This is a genomic window from Moorena sp. SIO1F2 (assembly GCF_010672755.1).
Classification (GTDB): domain Bacteria; phylum Cyanobacteriota; class Cyanobacteriia; order Cyanobacteriales; family Coleofasciculaceae; genus Moorena.
In genome coordinates this window covers 1-18,394 of the sequence record NZ_JAAHFV010000100.1, presented here as the reverse complement: position 1 = coordinate 18,394, position 18,394 = coordinate 1, and the positions used below count along the sequence as shown (strand labels likewise).

The 18,394-nt window shown below is 43.6% G+C and carries 16 protein-coding genes; 10 read left to right on the top strand and 6 right to left on the bottom strand.

Annotated features, from left to right (window positions below; all coding sequences use genetic code 11):
• Positions 1-616 precede the first annotated feature (616 nt).
• Entirely contained in the window at positions 617-892 is a 276-nt protein-coding gene (locus F6J94_RS14225; protein WP_293041100.1) for a pentapeptide repeat-containing protein, read from the bottom strand.
• Here F6J94_RS14225 and F6J94_RS14220 point away from each other — a divergent pair.
• From F6J94_RS14220 to F6J94_RS14210, 3 genes are read left to right on the top strand one after another with little or no spacing between them, the layout of a single operon-like run.
• Positions 880-1,062 (top strand): hypothetical protein, encoded by a 183-nt coding sequence (locus F6J94_RS14220; RefSeq protein WP_293041098.1) that lies wholly within the window; start codon positions 880-882, stop codon positions 1,060-1,062. The two genes, F6J94_RS14225 and F6J94_RS14220, sit on opposite strands and share 13 nt — an antisense overlap.
• A gap of 44 nt (positions 1,063-1,106) precedes the next feature.
• Positions 1,107-2,252, top strand: coding sequence for a glycine amidinotransferase (locus tag F6J94_RS14215; RefSeq protein ID WP_293041095.1), 1,146 nt, complete (start codon positions 1,107-1,109; stop codon positions 2,250-2,252).
• 48 nt (positions 2,253-2,300) lie between these two features.
• Positions 2,301-2,999, top strand: coding sequence for a class I SAM-dependent methyltransferase (locus tag F6J94_RS14210; protein WP_293041092.1), 699 nt, complete (start codon positions 2,301-2,303; stop codon positions 2,997-2,999).
• A gap of 142 nt (positions 3,000-3,141) precedes the next feature.
• Here the strand turns inward: F6J94_RS14210 and acs are convergent, their stop codons facing one another.
• Positions 3,142-5,112 carry an acetate--CoA ligase gene (acs, locus tag F6J94_RS14205; RefSeq protein WP_293041089.1) on the bottom strand — a complete coding sequence of 657 codons (1,971 nt, stop codon included), beginning with the start codon at positions 5,110-5,112 and terminating at the stop codon, positions 3,142-3,144.
• A 233-nt stretch (positions 5,113-5,345) separates the two neighbouring features.
• On the opposite strand from acs, the gene F6J94_RS14200 reads away from it, so the two are divergent.
• Both F6J94_RS14200 and F6J94_RS14195 read left to right on the top strand, forming a co-directional pair.
• Complete coding sequence (locus F6J94_RS14200; protein WP_293041086.1) at positions 5,346-6,560, top strand: transposase; 1,215 nt, start codon at positions 5,346-5,348, stop codon at positions 6,558-6,560.
• Between the two features lie 96 nt (positions 6,561-6,656).
• On the top strand, positions 6,657-7,193 hold the full coding sequence (locus F6J94_RS14195; protein ID WP_293041083.1) for a GrpB family protein: 537 nt from the start codon (positions 6,657-6,659) through the stop codon (positions 7,191-7,193).
• A 629-nt stretch (positions 7,194-7,822) separates the two neighbouring features.
• Here F6J94_RS14195 and F6J94_RS14190 read toward each other — a convergent pair.
• Together F6J94_RS14190 and F6J94_RS14185 are read right to left on the bottom strand one after the other, a co-directional pair.
• A complete protein-coding gene (locus F6J94_RS14190) occupies positions 7,823-8,188 on the bottom strand; it encodes an aspartyl protease (protein WP_293041080.1) in 366 nt (121 codons plus the stop codon).
• Positions 8,185-8,502 (bottom strand): hypothetical protein, encoded by a 318-nt coding sequence (locus F6J94_RS14185; protein ID WP_075895554.1) that lies wholly within the window; start codon positions 8,500-8,502, stop codon positions 8,185-8,187. Before F6J94_RS14185 ends, F6J94_RS14190 begins: the two co-directional genes overlap by 4 nt.
• Positions 8,503-8,889: 387 nt before the next feature.
• Between F6J94_RS14185 and ptsP the strand changes: the two genes are divergently transcribed.
• From ptsP to F6J94_RS14170, 3 genes are all read left to right on the top strand, one after another.
• A complete protein-coding gene (gene ptsP / locus F6J94_RS14180; protein ID WP_293041074.1) occupies positions 8,890-11,487 on the top strand; it encodes a phosphoenolpyruvate--protein phosphotransferase in 2,598 nt (865 codons plus the stop codon).
• A 323-nt stretch (positions 11,488-11,810) separates the two neighbouring features.
• A complete protein-coding gene (locus F6J94_RS14175) occupies positions 11,811-12,494 on the top strand; it encodes a bifunctional 2-polyprenyl-6-hydroxyphenol methylase/3-demethylubiquinol 3-O-methyltransferase UbiG (protein WP_293041071.1) in 684 nt (227 codons plus the stop codon).
• Entirely contained in the window at positions 12,484-12,849 is a 366-nt protein-coding gene (locus F6J94_RS14170; protein WP_293041068.1) for a Lin0512 family protein, read from the top strand. Before F6J94_RS14175 ends, F6J94_RS14170 begins: the two co-directional genes overlap by 11 nt.
• 125 nt (positions 12,850-12,974) lie before the next feature.
• Here the strand turns inward: F6J94_RS14170 and F6J94_RS14165 are convergent, their stop codons facing one another.
• Both F6J94_RS14165 and F6J94_RS14160 read right to left on the bottom strand, forming a co-directional pair.
• Positions 12,975-14,483, bottom strand: coding sequence for an arginase family protein (locus F6J94_RS14165; RefSeq protein ID WP_293041063.1), 1,509 nt, complete (start codon positions 14,481-14,483; stop codon positions 12,975-12,977).
• A gap of 117 nt (positions 14,484-14,600) precedes the next feature.
• On the bottom strand, positions 14,601-15,839 hold the full coding sequence (locus F6J94_RS14160; RefSeq protein ID WP_293041059.1) for a transposase: 1,239 nt from the start codon (positions 15,837-15,839) through the stop codon (positions 14,601-14,603).
• Positions 15,840-16,431: 592 nt separating this feature from the next.
• Between F6J94_RS14160 and dhaK the strand changes: the two genes are divergently transcribed.
• On the top strand, positions 16,432-17,505 hold the full coding sequence (gene dhaK / locus F6J94_RS14155) for a dihydroxyacetone kinase subunit DhaK (RefSeq protein WP_293041056.1): 1,074 nt from the start codon (positions 16,432-16,434) through the stop codon (positions 17,503-17,505).
• Between the two features lie 100 nt (positions 17,506-17,605).
• On the top strand, positions 17,606-18,253 hold the full coding sequence (dhaL, locus tag F6J94_RS14150) for a dihydroxyacetone kinase subunit DhaL (RefSeq protein WP_293041053.1): 648 nt from the start codon (positions 17,606-17,608) through the stop codon (positions 18,251-18,253).
• The last annotated feature ends 141 nt before the right edge of the window (positions 18,254-18,394 follow it).

Sequence of the window (18,394 nt, the reverse complement as noted above, 5' to 3'; positions counted from 1 at the left end):
TGAAAGATTAATCAGGAAATTTGTCTTTCCGATTTGAACAGGACTTAGACAGCCTACATATAGATTGGCTGCCTAAGTCTTGTGTAAGCTGATAGCTGACGGCACCTCAAGTAGCACCTCAAGTAGCGCATATGCTTACTGTTATTTATGTTGGGTTAGAGTGCTGCGATTTGAGTTTATATAAACCGAAATTTTGTCAAGTCTTTGTATAAAAAATTTATCTAACCACAATAAATATGTGAACAAGTTTTTGCGATTTTTATAGCAGAGTTGACAGTCAAGCAACTGTCAACTATCAACAAAAATACTAGTGATATCGGATCAAGTTTACTACTTATGGTATTGGTTAACTATATATAAATATAAAAAAATTATATATAGATGTAGATTTAAGAATTTGTAAATAAATGTAACCTTAATCAAAAAGTGCAAATTTGTAATGATATGATTTAACCTGTATTTCTTTTGAAAGACAGTTGTTGTCAATGATGAATGATAAAAATTGGATTCTGTATTTGTAGGATACTCTACTTATACTCAATTTGATTTTTTCCGTGAAGGGAAACTCTGTCAGCTGTTATGCATTTAAACGGTGATAACAGCATCAGCTGTGTTTTTAAGGGGTGCATCTCCTAAAATCTGTTTGACCCAGTGGATGGAACGGGCAAGATGCCCATTCCACAAATTGTAACGGGCAAGATGCCCATTCCACAAATTGTAACGGGCAAGATGCCCATTCCACAGATTGGAACGGGCAAGATGCCCATTCCACAGATTGGAACGGGCAAGATGCCCATTCTACAGATTGGAACGGGCAAGATGCCCATTCTACAGATTGGAACGGGCAAGATGCCCATTCTACAGATTGGAACGGGCAAGATGCCCATTCCACAGATTGTAACGGGCAAGATGCCCATTCCACAGATTGGAACCAGCAAGATGCCTATTCCACAGATTGGAACCAGCAAGATGCCTATTCCACAGATTGGAACGGGCATCTTGCCCATTCGGAACGGGCAAGATGCCCATTCCACAAAACTATTAAAATTATCCCACATTTAGGCAACGCACAAAATTTAGCTAGTATATAGATAAGGAGATCAGAAATGTCCGAAAAAATTGTTAATTCCTGGAATGAATGGGATGAATTGGAAGAAATGGTGGTAGGAATTGCAGACTACGCTAGCTTTGAACCAAAAGAACCAGGGAATCATCCGAAATTAAGAGATCAGAATTTAGCGGAAATCATTCCTTTCCCCAGTGGACCTAAAGACCCTAAAGTCCTTGAAAAAGCTAATGAGGAACTAAATGGACTGGCTTATTTATTAAAAGACCACGATGTGATAGTAAGAAGACCAGAAAAATTTGATTTTACAAAATCTATAAAAACCCCTTACTTTGAAGTTGCTAATCAATACTGTGGAGTCTGTCCTCGGGATGTCATGATTACCTTTGGTAATGAAATACTGGAAGCGACTATGTCGAAGAGAGCAAGATTTTTTGAATACTTACCTTACCGGAAATTAGTCTATGAATATTGGAATAAAGACGACCATATGATTTGGAATGCTGCGCCTAAACCGACTATGCAGGATAGTATGTATCTAGAGAATTTCTGGGAGCTGTCTTTAGAAGAAAGATTTAAGCGTATGCATGATTTTGAATTTTGTATTACACAAGATGAAGTTATTTTTGATGCAGCTGACTGTAGCCGATTAGGAAAGGATATATTAGTTCAGGAATCGATGACAACAAATAGAACAGGAATTCGGTGGTTAAAAAAGCACCTAGAACCAAGAGGATTTCGGGTTCACCCTGTTCATTTTCCCCTTGATTTTTTCCCCTCACACATTGACTGTACGTTTGTTCCTTTGCGACCAGGTCTTATTTTGACAAACCCTGAAAGACCTATACGGGAAGAGGAGGAGAAGATATTTAAAGACAATGGCTGGGAGTTTATCACAGTTCCTCAACCGACTTGCTCGAATGATGAAATGCCAATGTTTTGCCAGTCCAGTAAGTGGTTGTCAATGAATGTTCTGAGTATATCACCGACAAAGGTTATCTGTGAGGAAAGAGAAAAACCTCTCCAAGAATTGTTGGATAAGCATGGATTTGAGGTTTTTCCTTTACCCTTTAGACATGTCTTTGAATTTGGGGGGTCTTTTCATTGTGCAACTTGGGACATTCGCCGAAAAGGTGGGTGTGAAGATTATTTTCCAAATTTAAACTATCAACCGATTTGTGGTTAGAAACTAACAATAGTAATTACCAGTTAAGAGTGTCAAGACGTCAAGACTATGAATTTTGAAAGCGGTTATCAAGGGTTAAAAACAAGCGCGGATCCCCAACGATGGTCTGCTCAAAAAGAAGTCCTAACCGATGAAAAATTGGTGATCGAAGGACATCCGGTTATGGAACGTTGGGAAACCCCTTATATGGGGGCTTTTGCGGCGTTAGTCACTCGCCATGGTGGTCGGATCTTAGAATGTGGCTTTGGCTTGGGAATATCGGCTCATGCTATTCAGTCTTATGCTCCAGAAGAACATGTGATTATAGAAGCCAATGACGATGTTTTTAAACGATTGATTGATTTCCAAAACAGTGCAGTTAATAAAGTAACCCCTATCTTGGGCTTAGCATGTGATGTATTAGAATCATTTAGTGATCAATCATTTGATGGTATTTTCTATGATACTTATCCTTTGAATGCAGATGAACAACACACCCACCAATTTCCATTTATCAAAAAGGTTTATCCCCTGCTTAAGAAGGGTGGAATTTTAAGCTATTGTAATTTGACGTCAACAGGAGTTCTCAAGAATAGATACGATTCCTGGGAAGCTCTTTTCAATGAAACTCAAGTTCCTTATCTTCTTGAAGCAGGTGTTCCAGAAAACGATATTAAAGGTATCATTATCTTTAAAGTTTCTCCACCTACCGATTGTTTATACTTTCAACACAAGACAGCTATGATTCCCATTATTCTCAAAGAGTAAGTGTAAGCATTCAGCAGTCAGCCGTCAGCCGTCAGCTAATTTGATTCAAAAGCACCTCAAGTAGCGTGGCACAGGCTTCTAGCCTGTGAGGTAACCCATAAGCTGATGGCTGATAGCTGACTATTTACGTGAAGCCTGGTTTTCAAGCCTCTTCCCGTAACTTATCCAAAACACTGCGGTCTTCTAAAGTGGACGTATCTCCAGCAACCTCTTGACCTGCAGCTAGCGATCGCAATAGCCGTCGCATAATTTTTCCGGAACGAGTCTTGGGCAAAGCATCAGTAAAGCGAATGTCACCAGGACGTGCGATCGCACCAATTTCCTTGACCACGTGCTGCTTTAGTTCTTGCTTGAGTTCGTCACTAGCGCTATAACTGCCTTCTAAGGTCACAAAGGCAAAGACATCTTCCCCTTTTACCTCATCAGGTTTACCGACTACAGCGGCTTCAGCTACAGAAGGATGAGAAACCAGTGCTGACTCTACTTCCATGGTTCCTAAGCGGTGACCAGAGATATTCAACACATCATCGACACGACCCATAACCCAGAAATAGCCATCGGGGTCTTTTCTGGCACCATCTCCAGCAAAATAGAAGTATTGGCCATCTTTTGGTTGAATGTGTTCCCAATAGGTGCGGCGGAAACGGTCATCATCCCCATAGACAGTACGGATCATACTTGGCCAAGGATGTTTGATAACTAAATAACCACCATCATTGTCCCCAACTGGATTGCCGTCTAAATCTACAATATCAGCAATAATGCCTGGGAAGGGGAAGGTAGCGGAACCGGGTTTAGTGGGAGTAGCACCGGGTAAGGGGGTGAGCATGAAGCCACCGGTTTCAGTTTGCCACCACGTATCGACAATGGGACAACGTTCTCCCCCAATCACCCGATGGTACCACATCCAGGCTTCTGGGTTAATTGGTTCACCCACAGTTCCTAAGATACGTAGGGACGATAAATCACGGGCGTTGGGATGCTGGTCTCCCATCTTAATAAAGGCACGAATAGCAGTGGGAGCAGTGTAGAAGATAGTGACTCCATATTTTTCTACCACATCCCACAAGCAACCGGGATTGGAAGGACGGGGAGCCCCTTCGTACATCAGGCTAGTAGCACCATTGGACAATGGACCATAGACAATGTAACTGTGTCCGGTAATCCAGCCGACATCAGCAGTACACCAGTAGACATCGGTCTCCTTGAGGTCAAAGGTCCACTTGGTAGTCATGTGGGTGTAGAGGTTATAGCCACCAGTAGTGTGAACAACCCCTTTCGGTTTACCGGTGGTACCGCTAGTGTAGAGAATGAAGAGCATATCTTCACTATCCATGGGTTCCGCTGGACAATCAGCAGATGCTCCCGGTTGCAAGTCATGCCACCAGTGGTCTCGTTCTGGTTCCATGTCAATCCCTTGCTTGGTGCGTTCTACCACTAGGACGTTTTCTACAGTAGGTGCGCCATTATTCTCTAGGGCTTTATCAACTTGGATCTTGAGAGGAACAATCTTGTCTTTGCGCCAGCCCCCATCAGCAGTAATTACTAATTTAGCTTGAGCATCTACTAGTCGGTCTTTGAGGGCTTCAGCACTAAAGCCACCAAAAACAACCGTGTGGGGAGCACCAATTCTAGCACAGGCCAGCATGGCAATAGCAGCTTCGGGAATCATGGGCATATAAATGCCAACGCGATCGCCTTTTTTGACTCCCAGTTGTTTGATCACATTTGCCATCTGGCAAACTTCCCGGTGTAACTGGGCATAGGTTAGGGTGCGGGAGTCTCCCGGTTCCCCTTCCCAAATCAGGGCAGCTTTATTCCGACGCCAGGTAGTGAGGTGTCTGTCAAGACAGTTGTAAGAAATATTAATCTTCCCACCAACAAACCACTTGGCAAAGGGAGGTTGCCAATCTAATACCGTATCCCACTTTTGAAACCAGTCTAGTTCTTGGTCTGCAAGCTGAGCCCAAAACCCTTGGGGGTCAGCTTTGGCTTGTTCATAAAGTTGCTGATACTCCGCCATGCTCTTAATCTGGGCATTCTCGGAGAAATCAGCCGGTGGCGGGAACAGCCGTTCTTCTTGAAGGATTGATTCTATAGTCGGTTGTGACATAGTTATAGTAAATTACTTAGATCTAAGTAGGTAGTCTAGACCTAGCCAAGGCTCAGTCTATTAAAACCATACTGAACAGGTCACCCAGTTGGGCAAATCGTTGGATTTCTTTAATTTCTGGTTTGTTACCAAAAAGTTTGGGTTTAAAGCCCCGTCCTTTGAGGACGGCTTTTATCTTTCGGATTGACGTTAGATAATTAAAGCGTTATGATACTGGACAAGGAGGAAAGACGATGTTTAATCTCACCTACGAGTTCAAACTCAAACCCACCAAGCAACAATCCCAAATATTTGACGAGTGGCTAGAAGTAACTCGTAGGGTGTATAATTATGCTTTAGCTGAGCGTAAAGACTGGTACAAGTCTCGTAGTTGTCAATTAAACTCCTGTAGCCTTCGTAGTTGCTACATCATTTCTGCCGATGCGACCCGTCCTACCTATGGAAATCAATGTAAGTCTTTAACAGCTGCAAAGAAGAAAAACCCTAATTTAAAAAAGGTTCAATCTCAGGTATTGCAGCAAACTCTCAAAAGGGTTGAGACTGCTTTCACTAATATGTGGGAGCGTAATACGGGGTTTCCACGGTTTAAGAAAAAAGGAAGAATGAGGTCTTTTGTCTTTCCGCAAATGAAAGGGAATAGACTTGAGCCTGGTATGGTTAAACTTCCTGTTATCGGTTGGGTAAGGTTTCGCCAATCACGGAATATTCCCGAAGATGGAGTAATCAAGCAAGCCCGCATAGTTAAAAGGGTTTCTGGTTGGTATGTGATGTTGACGATTCAATGGAATGCTGATATTCCATCGCCAATGCCCCATGGTGAACCATTAGGAATTGATGTAGGATTAACCAGTTTTGTAGCTACTTCTAATGGTCTTTTAGTCAAGCGCCCAAAGTTTTTTGGTGATGCCGAACGCAAGCTGAGATGGCTGCAAAAGCGTGTTTCTAGAAAACCTTTTGGCTCAAAGAATCGACAAAAAGCGCAAAATAAAGTAGCCAAACTACATGAGTACATTGCTAATTGTCGCAAGGATTGGCACAGAAAGCTTTCTCACCAACTTTGTGACAATGCAGGGATGATATTTGTAGAAGACTTAAACTTGGTAGGTTTGTCCCGTGGAATGTTAGGAAAGCATTGTCTAGACGCTGGCTTTGGTCAATTTTTGGACATATTAGAAAAAACTTGCGTCCATCGTGGCGTCTATTTCCAGAAAGTAGATGCACGTAGAACAAGTCAGATTTGTCCAAATTGCTTAACTGAGACTGGCAAAAAGACTTTAGCTGAACGTACCCATGTTTGTTTAAATTGCGGCTACACAACCGATAGAGATGTGGCAGCTGCCCAAGTAGTCACTATACGTGGACTTGCAGCCGTGGGACACACGGTCAAGATGCTTGCTGAGGGTAAATTCATAGGAATCCCTTTGAAGCAAGAATCCTCGTTCTTATAGGACGAGGAGTGTCAATACTCCTCCTTACTCCCTGCTTCCTGCTCCCTCAAACCAACTGCTAGTAAGTACCTCACCCAATTTCAAACTGCTGTAGTTATGTCAAGAAAAGTTGAAGTTGTTCCCCATGACCCGAAGTGGCCAGATGAATTTGAGCGTGAATCAAAGCAGATTGCTCTTGCCGTCGGCGACAACTTAGTTGCTGTACACCATATTGGGAGTACATCTATTCCAGAACTAGACGCTAAACCAATTATTGATATTTTGGTTGAGGTCAAAGACATTACCAAAGTCGATGAAAATAGTTCAGGTATGGAGACAATAGGCTATGAAGGAATGGGTGAATACGGCATACCAGGTCGTCGTTTCTTTCGCAAACATAATCAAATAGGAATCAGAACACATCATGTTCATATGTTTGAGGTTAATTCGCTACAGGTAGAGCGTCACTTAGCCTTTCGAGATTATATGATTGCCCATCCTAAGGATGCCCATAAATACGGTGAACTTAAGCGAAAACTTGCTAATAAATATCCAGACAATATTGAATCGTATATGGATGGAAAAGATTGGTTCATCAAAGAGATGGATCGAAAAGCAGCAGAGTGGCGTAGAGAATTAAGAATTAAGAATTAAGAATTGAGAATTAAGAATTGAGAATTAAGAATTAAGAATTAAGAATTAAGAATTGGAAATTTATAATTCTGGCTTCTGGCTTCTGGCTTCTGGCTTCTGGCTTCTGCCTTCTGCCTTCACCATTCTTCATTCTTCATTCACCATTCTTCATTCTTCATTCTTCATTCTTCATTCTTCATTTCCCATTCACCATTCACCATTCACCATTCACCATTCACCATTCACCATTCACCATTCACCATTCACCATTCACCATTCACCATTCACCATTCACCATTCACCATTCACCATTCACCATTCACCATTCACCATTCACCATTCTTCATTCACCATTCTTCATTCACCATTCTTCATTCTTCATTCTTCATTCTTCATTCTAAATTATAAATTCTACATTCTGACCTCCTTCGATAACAATCGCTCCAATAACGGTTTAGGAATTGTCTCAAAATCTTCCAACAAGAAATCCATAATGGCCAGATGGCGCAAGTGACCAGGAGTGGGAGGGTAACAGCGACGACTGGTTTTAAACCAGTGCGATCGCTTATCTTGTCAGGTGCGTTAACCAAGTGTAACGCACCTCTTTAACTATCAGTGTGTTCGCGTAGCGGCTTTTTGCTGAGCATCGCTTATCCTAGGGTTAACACTCCCATAGTAAAATCTACAACTAAACGCTTTGTTCGTAACCACAAAACACCTAAAAGACTATTTACCAGTTCATCTCCTCCTAACACTTCAACCGTAAACTCCTCTTCCTCAATAACCACCTTTCCCTCATATAAATTAAACCGTGCTTCTCCCTGGGCTGTTTGCATATCCTGTGGTTCATTATTACGCACCCACCCTAAACTCTCAGCATCTTGATTATCAATAGCTAACCAACCTGTAAACCCTGTATCTAACAGTGCCATAACGGGAAAAACCTCCCCATCAGCAGACATCAAGCCAATTTCAAAAAATAACTCCCCGAACCTATTAAATTCACCTTGGATCATATTCTGCCACAAGTTCCCGTTTCATTAATTTGCATAATAATACACTTTTTACCTGGATGTTTAGAACGGGATTTGGAAAGTGCTACCTTTTTATCTTCATCGATAAAATACTCACCACTATCAGGTTCAATAATAATAAACCAATCATAATGCTCTTGAATCAATTCTGGTTGTACTCGCTCAAAGACCTCTCGACAACGCTTATAAAACACTGCATCTTCAGCTTGAATTCTGGCTTTTTCTTCAGGAGACAGTCGTTTCTCCGGAAAAACCCGTCCTCGCCTTACAGTGTGATGGGAAGATGATGGTGTCATTTTAGTTATACAAAACGCTGTAGATAGGTTTATAATAACAAAAATATCCCCCCTCAGGTTATTTCTACCTTTCTTGCTAAGAAAGGGATAAGGGGTGACTTGTTCAAAATCTTATATAAGGCCCCATAAACTAGCCAATTATTCGAGCATAGATGATCAGCTTTCTGAATAGCTTCAGCCGCTCCCTGATTTTCACCCCTGTCAAACAAACACCGGGCATAATAACACCAGTCATTAGGATTATTTGCGTACTCCTCAGTTACTTTCCATCATTCTATTAATCAGCAATGCCTTCCCTTTTGCCTCTTGCCTCTTGCCTCTTGCCTCTTGCCTCTTGCCTAAGCGAGTATGTTCACAACCGATGATACCAACGCGCTTATATACCTTATGATTGGAATTGTGATTATCTCCCACAGTGCTAAGCTAGCCGCTGGGGTCAAGGAATTAGCCCAACAGATGGTTCAGACATCGGTACCAATTGCGATCGCAGCTGGGATTGATGACCCACAAAATCCTTTTGGTACCGATGTGCTGCAAGTCCAAGCCGCCATTGAGTCGGTTTACTCCGATGCTGGGGTAGTGGTATTGATGGATTTAGGCAGTGCAGTGCTGAGTGCAGAAATGGCACTGGAGTTTCTGGATGAAGAGCAGAAACCCAAGGTAAGATTGTGCGAAGCGCCATTAGTGGAAGGTGCGATCGCAGCGGTTGTCCAAGCTGCGGCTGGTGGTGATATCGACCAAGTGATTGCTGAAGCTAGATCAGCTTTAACCGCTAAAGCCTCTCAGTTATCAGTTGTTGATAGTACTGATAGTACTGATAGTACTGAGTTTGACCCGGTGGGTGGAACGGGCATCTTGCCCGTGGTGCGTTACGCAACTACAACCAAAGAAATCCATCTTACTGTCCAGAATAAACAGGGAATTCATGCTCGTCCTGCTGCCCAATTTGTTACTACAGCTAATCGGTTTAACTCAGAAATTAAGTTACAAAATATCACCAAAACTAGCAATATAGTTAATGGAAAAAGCATTAATAATGTGATGCTTTTAGGTATCCAACAGGGAGATAAAATAGTCATCAAAGCAGTAGGAGAAGATGCCGAATTAGCCTTGATAGCGTTGCAGCAGCTAGTCGATAACAATTTTGGCGAAAAACTAGATAAAGCCAAAGAAGACATCAACCAAAATTATAACTCTCCCAGTAACCGATCCCTTGACCCTTCATCCGTCACACTTGATAGGTTAGTTGGAATTCCCGCTGCTGCTGGTATTGCTATGGGAGCGGTTATTGTCTACCAACCCAAACTTCCAGAGATTATTGAAGAGCAAACAGATAATCCTCAAGGCGAGTGGGAAACCCTACAACTTGCTATTAAAACAGCACAACAGCAACTTCAACACCTGATCAATACTGTTACTAAAGATCAGGCAGATATTTTTCAGGCTCACTTGCTCTACTTAGACGATCCAGCCCTAGTTAATAGAGCTTATCAGATTATAGTTGACCAGCATCTATGGGCAGGAGCTGCTTGGAAAACTGTGATCGATGAAACCGTAGCAAATTATCAAACTCTGGAAGACTCCTACATGCAAGCTCGGGGAAATGATGTGATCGATGTCGGCTGGCGAGTGTTGCGATTACTGACGAATAGGAAAGAAACCTGTCTAGATCTGACTGAGCCTGGTATTCTGGTTGCTGCTGATTTAACCCCCTCTGAGGTCGCGCAACTAAATCCGATCCAAGTCCTAGGTATCTGTTGCGCTAGTGGAAGTGCTACAGCCCATAGTGCCCTGATCGCCAATATGCTCGGTATACCGATGGTGGTTGGTGTTGGTCAGGATGTGTTGTCGTTGCCAGCTGGTACGGAGTTGGCCATGGATGGGACAACCGGTCAAATTTGGGTAGAGCCTTCTGAGGAACAAAAGCAAGAATTACAGCTACAGAGCAACAGTAAGGATGAATTACCTAGGGAGGTAATTACTCAAGATGGACACACAATTCCCTTGATGGCAAATGTTTTGGGAGAGGCTGATGCTAAATTGGCTCTCGATTGTGGTGCTCAAGGGATAGGTTTACTTAGGACCGAGTTTCTTTATCTGGAACGCTTAACTATTCCGATGGAAGAAGAGCAGTTGGCAACCTATCAAGCCATTGCGGAAATTATGGGTACCCATCCCCTAACGATTCGTACTTTAGATATTGGCGGTGACAAGCCCATTCCCTTCCTGAATCTAGCGTCTTCTGATGCTTCCTCTGATCGGCACACCCGAGAGCCTAACCCTTTCCTAGGATGGCGGGGAATTCGTCAGAGTTTGGATTGTCCAGAGATGCTCAAAATCCAACTGCGGGCGATTCTACGAGGGAGTTATGGACACAATATTAAGGTGATGTTTCCCATGGTTTCTTCAGTAGAAGAGGTACGGGCTGCTAAGGAAATCCTAGCAGAGGCTAAAGCCGAGTTGCGCCAAGAAGGGCATCGTTTTAATGAACAGATGCCAGTGGGGATTATGGTAGAAGTCCCGGCAGCAGTAACCATGGCTGATCAGTTAGCGGCTGAAGTGGACTTTTTCAGCATTGGTACTAATGATTTGAGTCAATATGTAATGGCCGCTGACCGTACTAATCCCAAGGTGGCGAAGCTAGCTGATGCCCTTGAACCGGCTGTGCTACGGATGATTCACCAAACGGTAAGCGTTGCTCATCAAGCAGGGATTACAGTTAGTGTCTGTGGTCAGTTGGCATCGAATCCAGTAGGGATACCGATTTTATTAGGGTTAGGGGTGGATGAGTTGAGTGTGAATCCACCTGCGATCGCTACTGTAATTTCAGTTATTTCACAGTTGAGTATCAACCAGGCCGAGATGCTTGCTGGTGAAGTGTTGCAGCTAGATTCGGCTCTTGCGGTTAGACAATATATTAGACTTCTTGCAGAAGTCGGGAACAGGGAACAGGGAACAGGGAACAGTGGACAAGAATTGACGTGAACACTATCAGAAAAGTACTTTTGCCAGGTCGGTTTGAGTCTTGGCAGGAGTGATATAGCGCTATAAACAAGGGAAGAGGCAAAAGGCAAAAGGCAACAGGCAACAGGCAAAAAAAAAGAGAGCCGTGTTACTGACTCTCTCGATCATCAGGGTGCATCTTATATTTCAAATATACCTGATTAAATGAGGGGTGTCACCCCTCATTGCAAAAATCAGCCAAATGGCTTAATTGGTAAGTTGTTACTGGTATGCTGATCTGCCTGACAAGATGGGGATTGACATTGGAACAGTTAAAATTAGGAAGCATTAGCAAACCCAGACCTATGTTCGAGCAACAACCCGAAACACTACAGCAAAAGGTTAAACTCTTGGCATCGGAATCAATTCGCCAAGATAATCCATCTCAATGGTTTGAGGTTTTATATGCCGAAGCTAATGGGGATTCGGGGCAAATACCTTGGGCGCGTTTAACACCCCATCCCGATCTACAGAATTGGTTAGCGCGTAATACACCCCAAGGGTCGGGTCGCTCTGCCCTAGTAGTTGGTTGTGGGTTAGGGGATGATGCGGAAGCGTTGGCGCAGCAGGGTTTCCAAGTGACTGCCTTTGATATTTCCCCGACTGCGATCGCATGGTGCCAAAACCGATTTCCCGATTCCCAGGTCAAGTACCAAGTGGCGGATTTATTTGCTTTAGATCCAGCATGGCATCACAAATTTGATTTTGTCTTTGAATGTCGTAACATCCAAGCCTTACCCCTCAAGGTTCGGTCAACTGTGATGAATGCGATCGCATCCTTAGTTGCCCCAGGAGGAACCCTCTTAGTAATTACTCGATTTCGGGATAGCGACACTGAACCGGATGGTCCCCCTTGGCCGTTGTCCAATACAGAACTGGCTTACTTTCAGGAATTGGGCTTACAAGAAATCGGTCGTGATACTGTCCCGGAATCAGAGGATGATCCGATTCAACGGTTGCGCATTCAATATACTCGCCATGGTTCGTAAACGCTTAATTATTGAAATGGGAATGGGAGTAGACCAACACGGTCAAGACCCAACCGTAGCAGCAGCAAGAGCTGTACGCAACGCTATTGCTCACAATGCCTTGCCTGGTGTTTGGGAAGTAGCTGGTTTAGAGCATCCCAATCATATGATAGTTGAAGTTCAAGTCGCCGTGCCTTACCCAGAGCAAGTCCGGGAAGATGAAGTACTGGCTGTACTGCCTTTTGGTCAGAAAACTCTATCCCTTGAGTCCGGTGGAATGGTGGTTCAAGGCAGGGCAATTCCAGAACTTAATGATAAAAATGATGAGATGCTGATTGCTGTTGCAGCAGTTACTGTTTTGGTGGATAGCGATTAGCTAAGCTATCAGCTATCAGCTATCAGCTATCAGCTATCAGCTATCAGCTATCAGCTATCAGCTATCAGCTATCAGCTATCAGCTATCAGCTATCAGCATACGGCGGTTTGCATAACGATCAGGTCTTATACTTTCGGTGTTACTTCTAGGCGATTGGCAATGGCATCCACTACAGTTTCAAAAATGCCCAGGGAGTTTTCCACCATGGTGTTGAGGGTATCGAGCAGGGGATTAATTTCACAGATTTCCCAACAACACACCCGTGGATCTTTAACCAAGGTTTCGTTGAGCAGACAGGCTTCCTTGACAAAAATCCCATTTGGAGCTGGGGTTCCCGTTCCCATACAAATTGTCGAGTCCATACTATCGACGTCAAAGGTAACGTAAATCAGATCCACCCCTTCTAGCTTCTCTAAACACCGTTGGGCAACGACATCCGCACCCAAGGTACGAACGTGCTCAGTGGTCATGTTTAGAATGTGGTGTGTTTCAATCAAGTGGTCTTCTGCCTCTTCCGTATCTCGTACCGCAACATAAACCAAATCCTCAATGCTAAAATTCGCGCCATCTGCCAGCCCCAATCTTTGGCACAGCTTCCACAGTTCTACAGTGTCTGAGTCAAGATCATTGATTTGCTTGGCCAGATTATTAGTAGCAGTCGCCATGGCCACAGGCATCCCATGCATATTGCCTGATGGAGTGGTATAGGGGGAGTGAATATCGGCATGGGCATCAATCCAAACCACTCCCAGGCGATGATTCGGAAAGGCTTTTTTGATTCCGGCGATTGTCCCTGCTGCCGTTGAATGATCGCCACCGAGTACCACTGGAAACAGTCCCTCCTCTAGGGTTTGAGCGACTACATCGGTGGTGCGGCTCAGCACCTGATATAGCTTGTCAATATACTTGGCGTATTGATGTTTGTGTCCCAGAGCATCTGCCGAATTTTCGGTTTGTACTCGTAAACTATCCAGACTCAACACACCATTATCGGCATGCATCCGTGCCGCTTGTTTTTGGATAGCAGCTTCTCTCAAGGCAGCAGTTCCAATGGATTGACCGCGCGTTCCTGCTCCTAATTCAGAATCAACTTCAATCAGGGCAATTGAGGAAAACTTTGCGACTTTCTGGTACTGAAGTAAAATCTTTTTGAAACTGCGTAAGCCTGCGATCGAAATCTTCAGAGCCGATTCATAAGTCTGAGTGGCAATAAACTCTTCAAAATCAATTTCGCCATCTCCATTTAAATCAGCTTTTCTCACCAAGGCAGCAATTTCTGAATCAGTTACGGTCGTGTTGAAGCAACGGATAATCTGGGTGAACTCGTCAATCGATAATTTGCCACTACCATCAACATCAATCAGTTCAAACACCTGTCGCAGATCAGCCCTAATATCGAGATCTTGGCGGTTTACCATCCACTCCATAAAGGCATCCCGTGTCACAACATCATCTTTGTTGAGCAGATTGAAAAGATTGGTTCGGTCTTGAAGGGAAATGCCTTGTCCCAGAATCTCTAGAGCATCGATGATCTCCTGACGACTGATGAATCCATCACCATTGGCATCAAACAACTGGAAGACCTGGTCAAATTCTGCATATCGTTGAGATGACATTGGTTTGGTTATGGTCATGGTTGAATCTCCTCATCTGTTACCCTATTGTGGAAAATTCGGATCGGGATTATACTACCATTTGGGTTGAACCATGGCATCATTATTGCGTGACATACTCCCACACTGAATCGTAGATTACAGTGTGGGCTTCTTCCCAACTCCACCTATCGGTTCGGATACTCTGGAAGCTTTACTTCTGACGGGATGCCCCACCGCCAATTTCAATATATTGATCGCCGCATTTACATCTCGGTCTTCCGTGTACCCACAGTGAGGACAATAATGAATGCGATCTTTCAACTTTTTGGGTACTTTCGTTCCGCAATTAGAACAGTTTTGACTAGTATTACGGGGATTCACTGCAACTGTAATCAAACCAGCATTTATGGCCGTAGGCCACGCTACGCGAACGGCTTTGTTTGACAAGATAGACAAAAATTGACCCCACCCAGCATCAAGAATAGATTTGGCTATTTTAGTTTTAGCCAAACCTTTTATATTCAACTTTTCATGAGCAACTAAGTCATGGTTGTCTAGTAAGCTTTTAGCAGTTTTAAAATGAAAATCTTTTCGAGTGTCAGCAACCTTTTTATGAGCTTTACCTAGTTTGTTTACAGCTTTTTTCCGATTGTTGCTTCCTTTTTTGGATCTACTGACAGCTTTTTGGATCTTTTTTAGTCGCTTTTGAGCTTTCCGATAGTATTGAGGGATTGGTACCTCTGAACCATCAGACTTGACCAGGAAAGACTTGAGACCCATGTCTATCCCAACAGGACTAGAGACGCTATCTACTGGGATAATATCCGGCACAGAATCATCTTGAATGGATAACGTAACATAGTACCCGTCAGCCTTTCGAGTTATGGTGGCTGTCTTAATTTGAAAACCTTTTGGGATAGGTCTATGGAAAATCATTTTGACTTTCCCAAATTTTGGAAGAGTCAGTATATTGCCACTTATAGGATTTTTGCCAAGAGAGGGAAACGTAAAAGATTTGTATCTGTTCTTCCCTTTAAATCTAGGTCTCCCGCTTTTTTTCCCGTTACTATCGCCCTTCAGGAAACGCTTAAAAGCTAGATCGACTCTCTTGACACAGTTCTGCAAAACTTGAGACTGAACTACCTTGTACCAGGGTCTGTCTTTCTTTAACTGAGGCAGAGAATTTTGCTGTGAAAAGTAATCGGGATTATTTTTTAATTCTGGTAGATGACATACCAAAGGACAAGAGTTAATGGAACAACGATTCTGCTCGTACCAACTAAATCTCTCAGCAAGTAAATAGTTGTACTGGTGGCGCAACATATCTAACCACCTTTCGATTTCTGCTTCCTGTTTTTTAGTTAATCTTAGTCGGTACTGATAAGCTGATATCATTGTTGCCATATCCTGTTTTTCGACCTATTATTAGGATAGCATATGTTGTAACAAGTGTCAACACTAAAATGAAAGATCAAAGATTTGTGATCAGGTTAACCAGCTTTGAAAAACAGCAACTAAAACAAGAAGCTGACAGGAGGGGGATGACTCCATCCGAATTACTGAGAAGTTTGATAGCTCGCTTCCCTGATCCTAGAGACCCTGTGCAAAATTCATCCCACACTCATCCTGCGCATAGAGATGTGGGACTTCTTTTGCCGGACAGTTAAAGGTTGTATGAACAGGGCATGACTGAACTAGGGATATAGTTTTTTTGCGATCGCACTCCTGAAATATAGTGCTATAGCGCAGGGTTATATTTCCAAGCCAAAACAAATTGTAGTTTCAACAAAAGGGCGTTGAATCATTAAGCAATGCTTATTTATCTCGTTGTGGGAGTGAGAATAGGCATTGCTTTAGACTTTTGATAGATAGAAGATCGGGCAACAGATGAGTAACGGGTGTAAGGGATGGCAGTATTGGTAGAAGGGGAAGTTGGGGCAATTACCCATTACCAATTACCAATTACCCATGACTACTGATATCAATCATGAAAAAATTAATCAACCATCCCGATAATGTTGTCAGAGAAAGCCTAGAAGGCATGGCTTTAGCCCATCCTGACCTGCTCAAAATTAATCTTGACCCCCCCTTGATCTACCGTGCTGATGCTCCCATATCAAATAAAGTAGCGATTATTTCCGGTGGTGGTAGTGGTCATGAACCCTTGCACGGGGGCTTTGTGGGTGCCGGAATGTTAGATGCCGCCTGTCCCGGTGAAGTGTTTACCTCTCCCACTCCCGACCAAATGCTAGAAGCTGCAAAAATAGTCAACAGTGGTGCAGGGGTTCTTAATATTGTCAAAAACTATAGCGGTGACGTCATGAATTTTGAGTTAGCTGCGGAATTAGCTATCTCAGAAGGCATCCGAGTCCTCAATATCCTAATTGATGATGATGTAGCGGTTAAAGATAGCCTCTATACTCAAGGCAGGCGCGGGGTAGGGACGACATTATTAGCGGAAAAAATCTGTGGCGCTGCCGCTGCTGCCGGTTATGACCTAAAACAACTGGCTAATCTCTGCCGCCTGGTTAATGGTAATGGACGCAGCATGGGTATGGCATTGACATCCTGCACCCCTCCTGCTAAGGGGAGTCCCATGTTTGACTTGGGAGAAGCAGAAATAGAATTTGGGATTGGCATTCACGGGGAACCGGGAAGACAACGAATGTCCCTCAAATCAGCAGATGAGATTATTGAAATGCTAGCGCTATCGATTCTTGAAGATTCTGCCTATAGCCGCACAGTGCGAGAGTGGGATGAAGATAAAGCAGAATGGATAGAGTTTGAAATAACTGACCCGCCTTTTCAGAAAAGCGATCGCATTCTGGCATTCGTGAATAGCATGGGTGGTACTCCCCTGTCGGAACTGTACATTGTGTATCGCAAATTAGCCCAAATCTGTGAACAAAAGGGACTAGAAATCGTGCGTAGTCTGATTGGTCCTTATATTACCTCTCTAGAAATGCAAGGCTGCTCGATTACCCTACTCAAGATGAACGATGAGCTAATTAAATTCTGGGATGCACCAGTCAAGACACCAGCCCTGCGTTGGGGACTATGATTAATATGATATCTGGGAGCATCAGTATCGTAAAGCTTAGCTAATTGCTAATTGCTCATTGCTACCCTGAGGCTCTCACCCCCTGACCCACTCTGCCACTATGGTAACGATAACTAAACATCAAATTCTACAGTGGTTACAAGCAGTCGCTACTGTACTAGAACAAAACAAGGACTATCTAACCGAACTTGATGCTGCTATTGGTGATGCTGACCACGGTATCAATATGAATCGTGGCTTTCAAAAGGTGATCACTCAGCTTCCTAAAGTGGCAGATAAAGACATTGGCAGTATTCTCAAAACCGTCAGCATGACTCTAATTTCCAGTGTCGGAGGTGCCAGTGGACCACTTTATGGCACCCTGTTCTTGCGCTCAAGTGCAGCAGTAGCAGGAAAGCAAGAACTGACAAAAGAGGATATGGTCAAACTATTCCAAGCAGCAGTGGAGGGAGTCGTCCAGCGAGGCAAAGCCAACTTGGGAGATAAGACCATGTTAGATGCTCTATCACCCGCAGCCAATGCCTTTGCACAAGCTGTAGATCAAGGAGACAGTATGCTAGCAGCCTTGCAACAGGCCGTCAACGCAGCAGAAGAAGGGATGAAAAATACTATTCCGTTGGTGGCTAAGAAGGGACGAGCCAGTTATTTAGGGGAGCGCAGTGCTGGACATCAAGACCCTGGTGCTACTTCAGCCTATTTGATTTTCCAGACACTGCTAGAAACGGGTAATACAGGGAGTAGGGAGTAGGGAGTAGGGAGTAGGGAGTAGGGAGTAGGGAGTAGGGAGTAGGGAGTAGGGAGTAGGTAGTAGGGAGTAGGGAGTAGGGAATAGGGAGTAGGGAGTAGGGAGTAGGGGTAAGAAAATTGACTTTACCTCATAAGTAGGAGA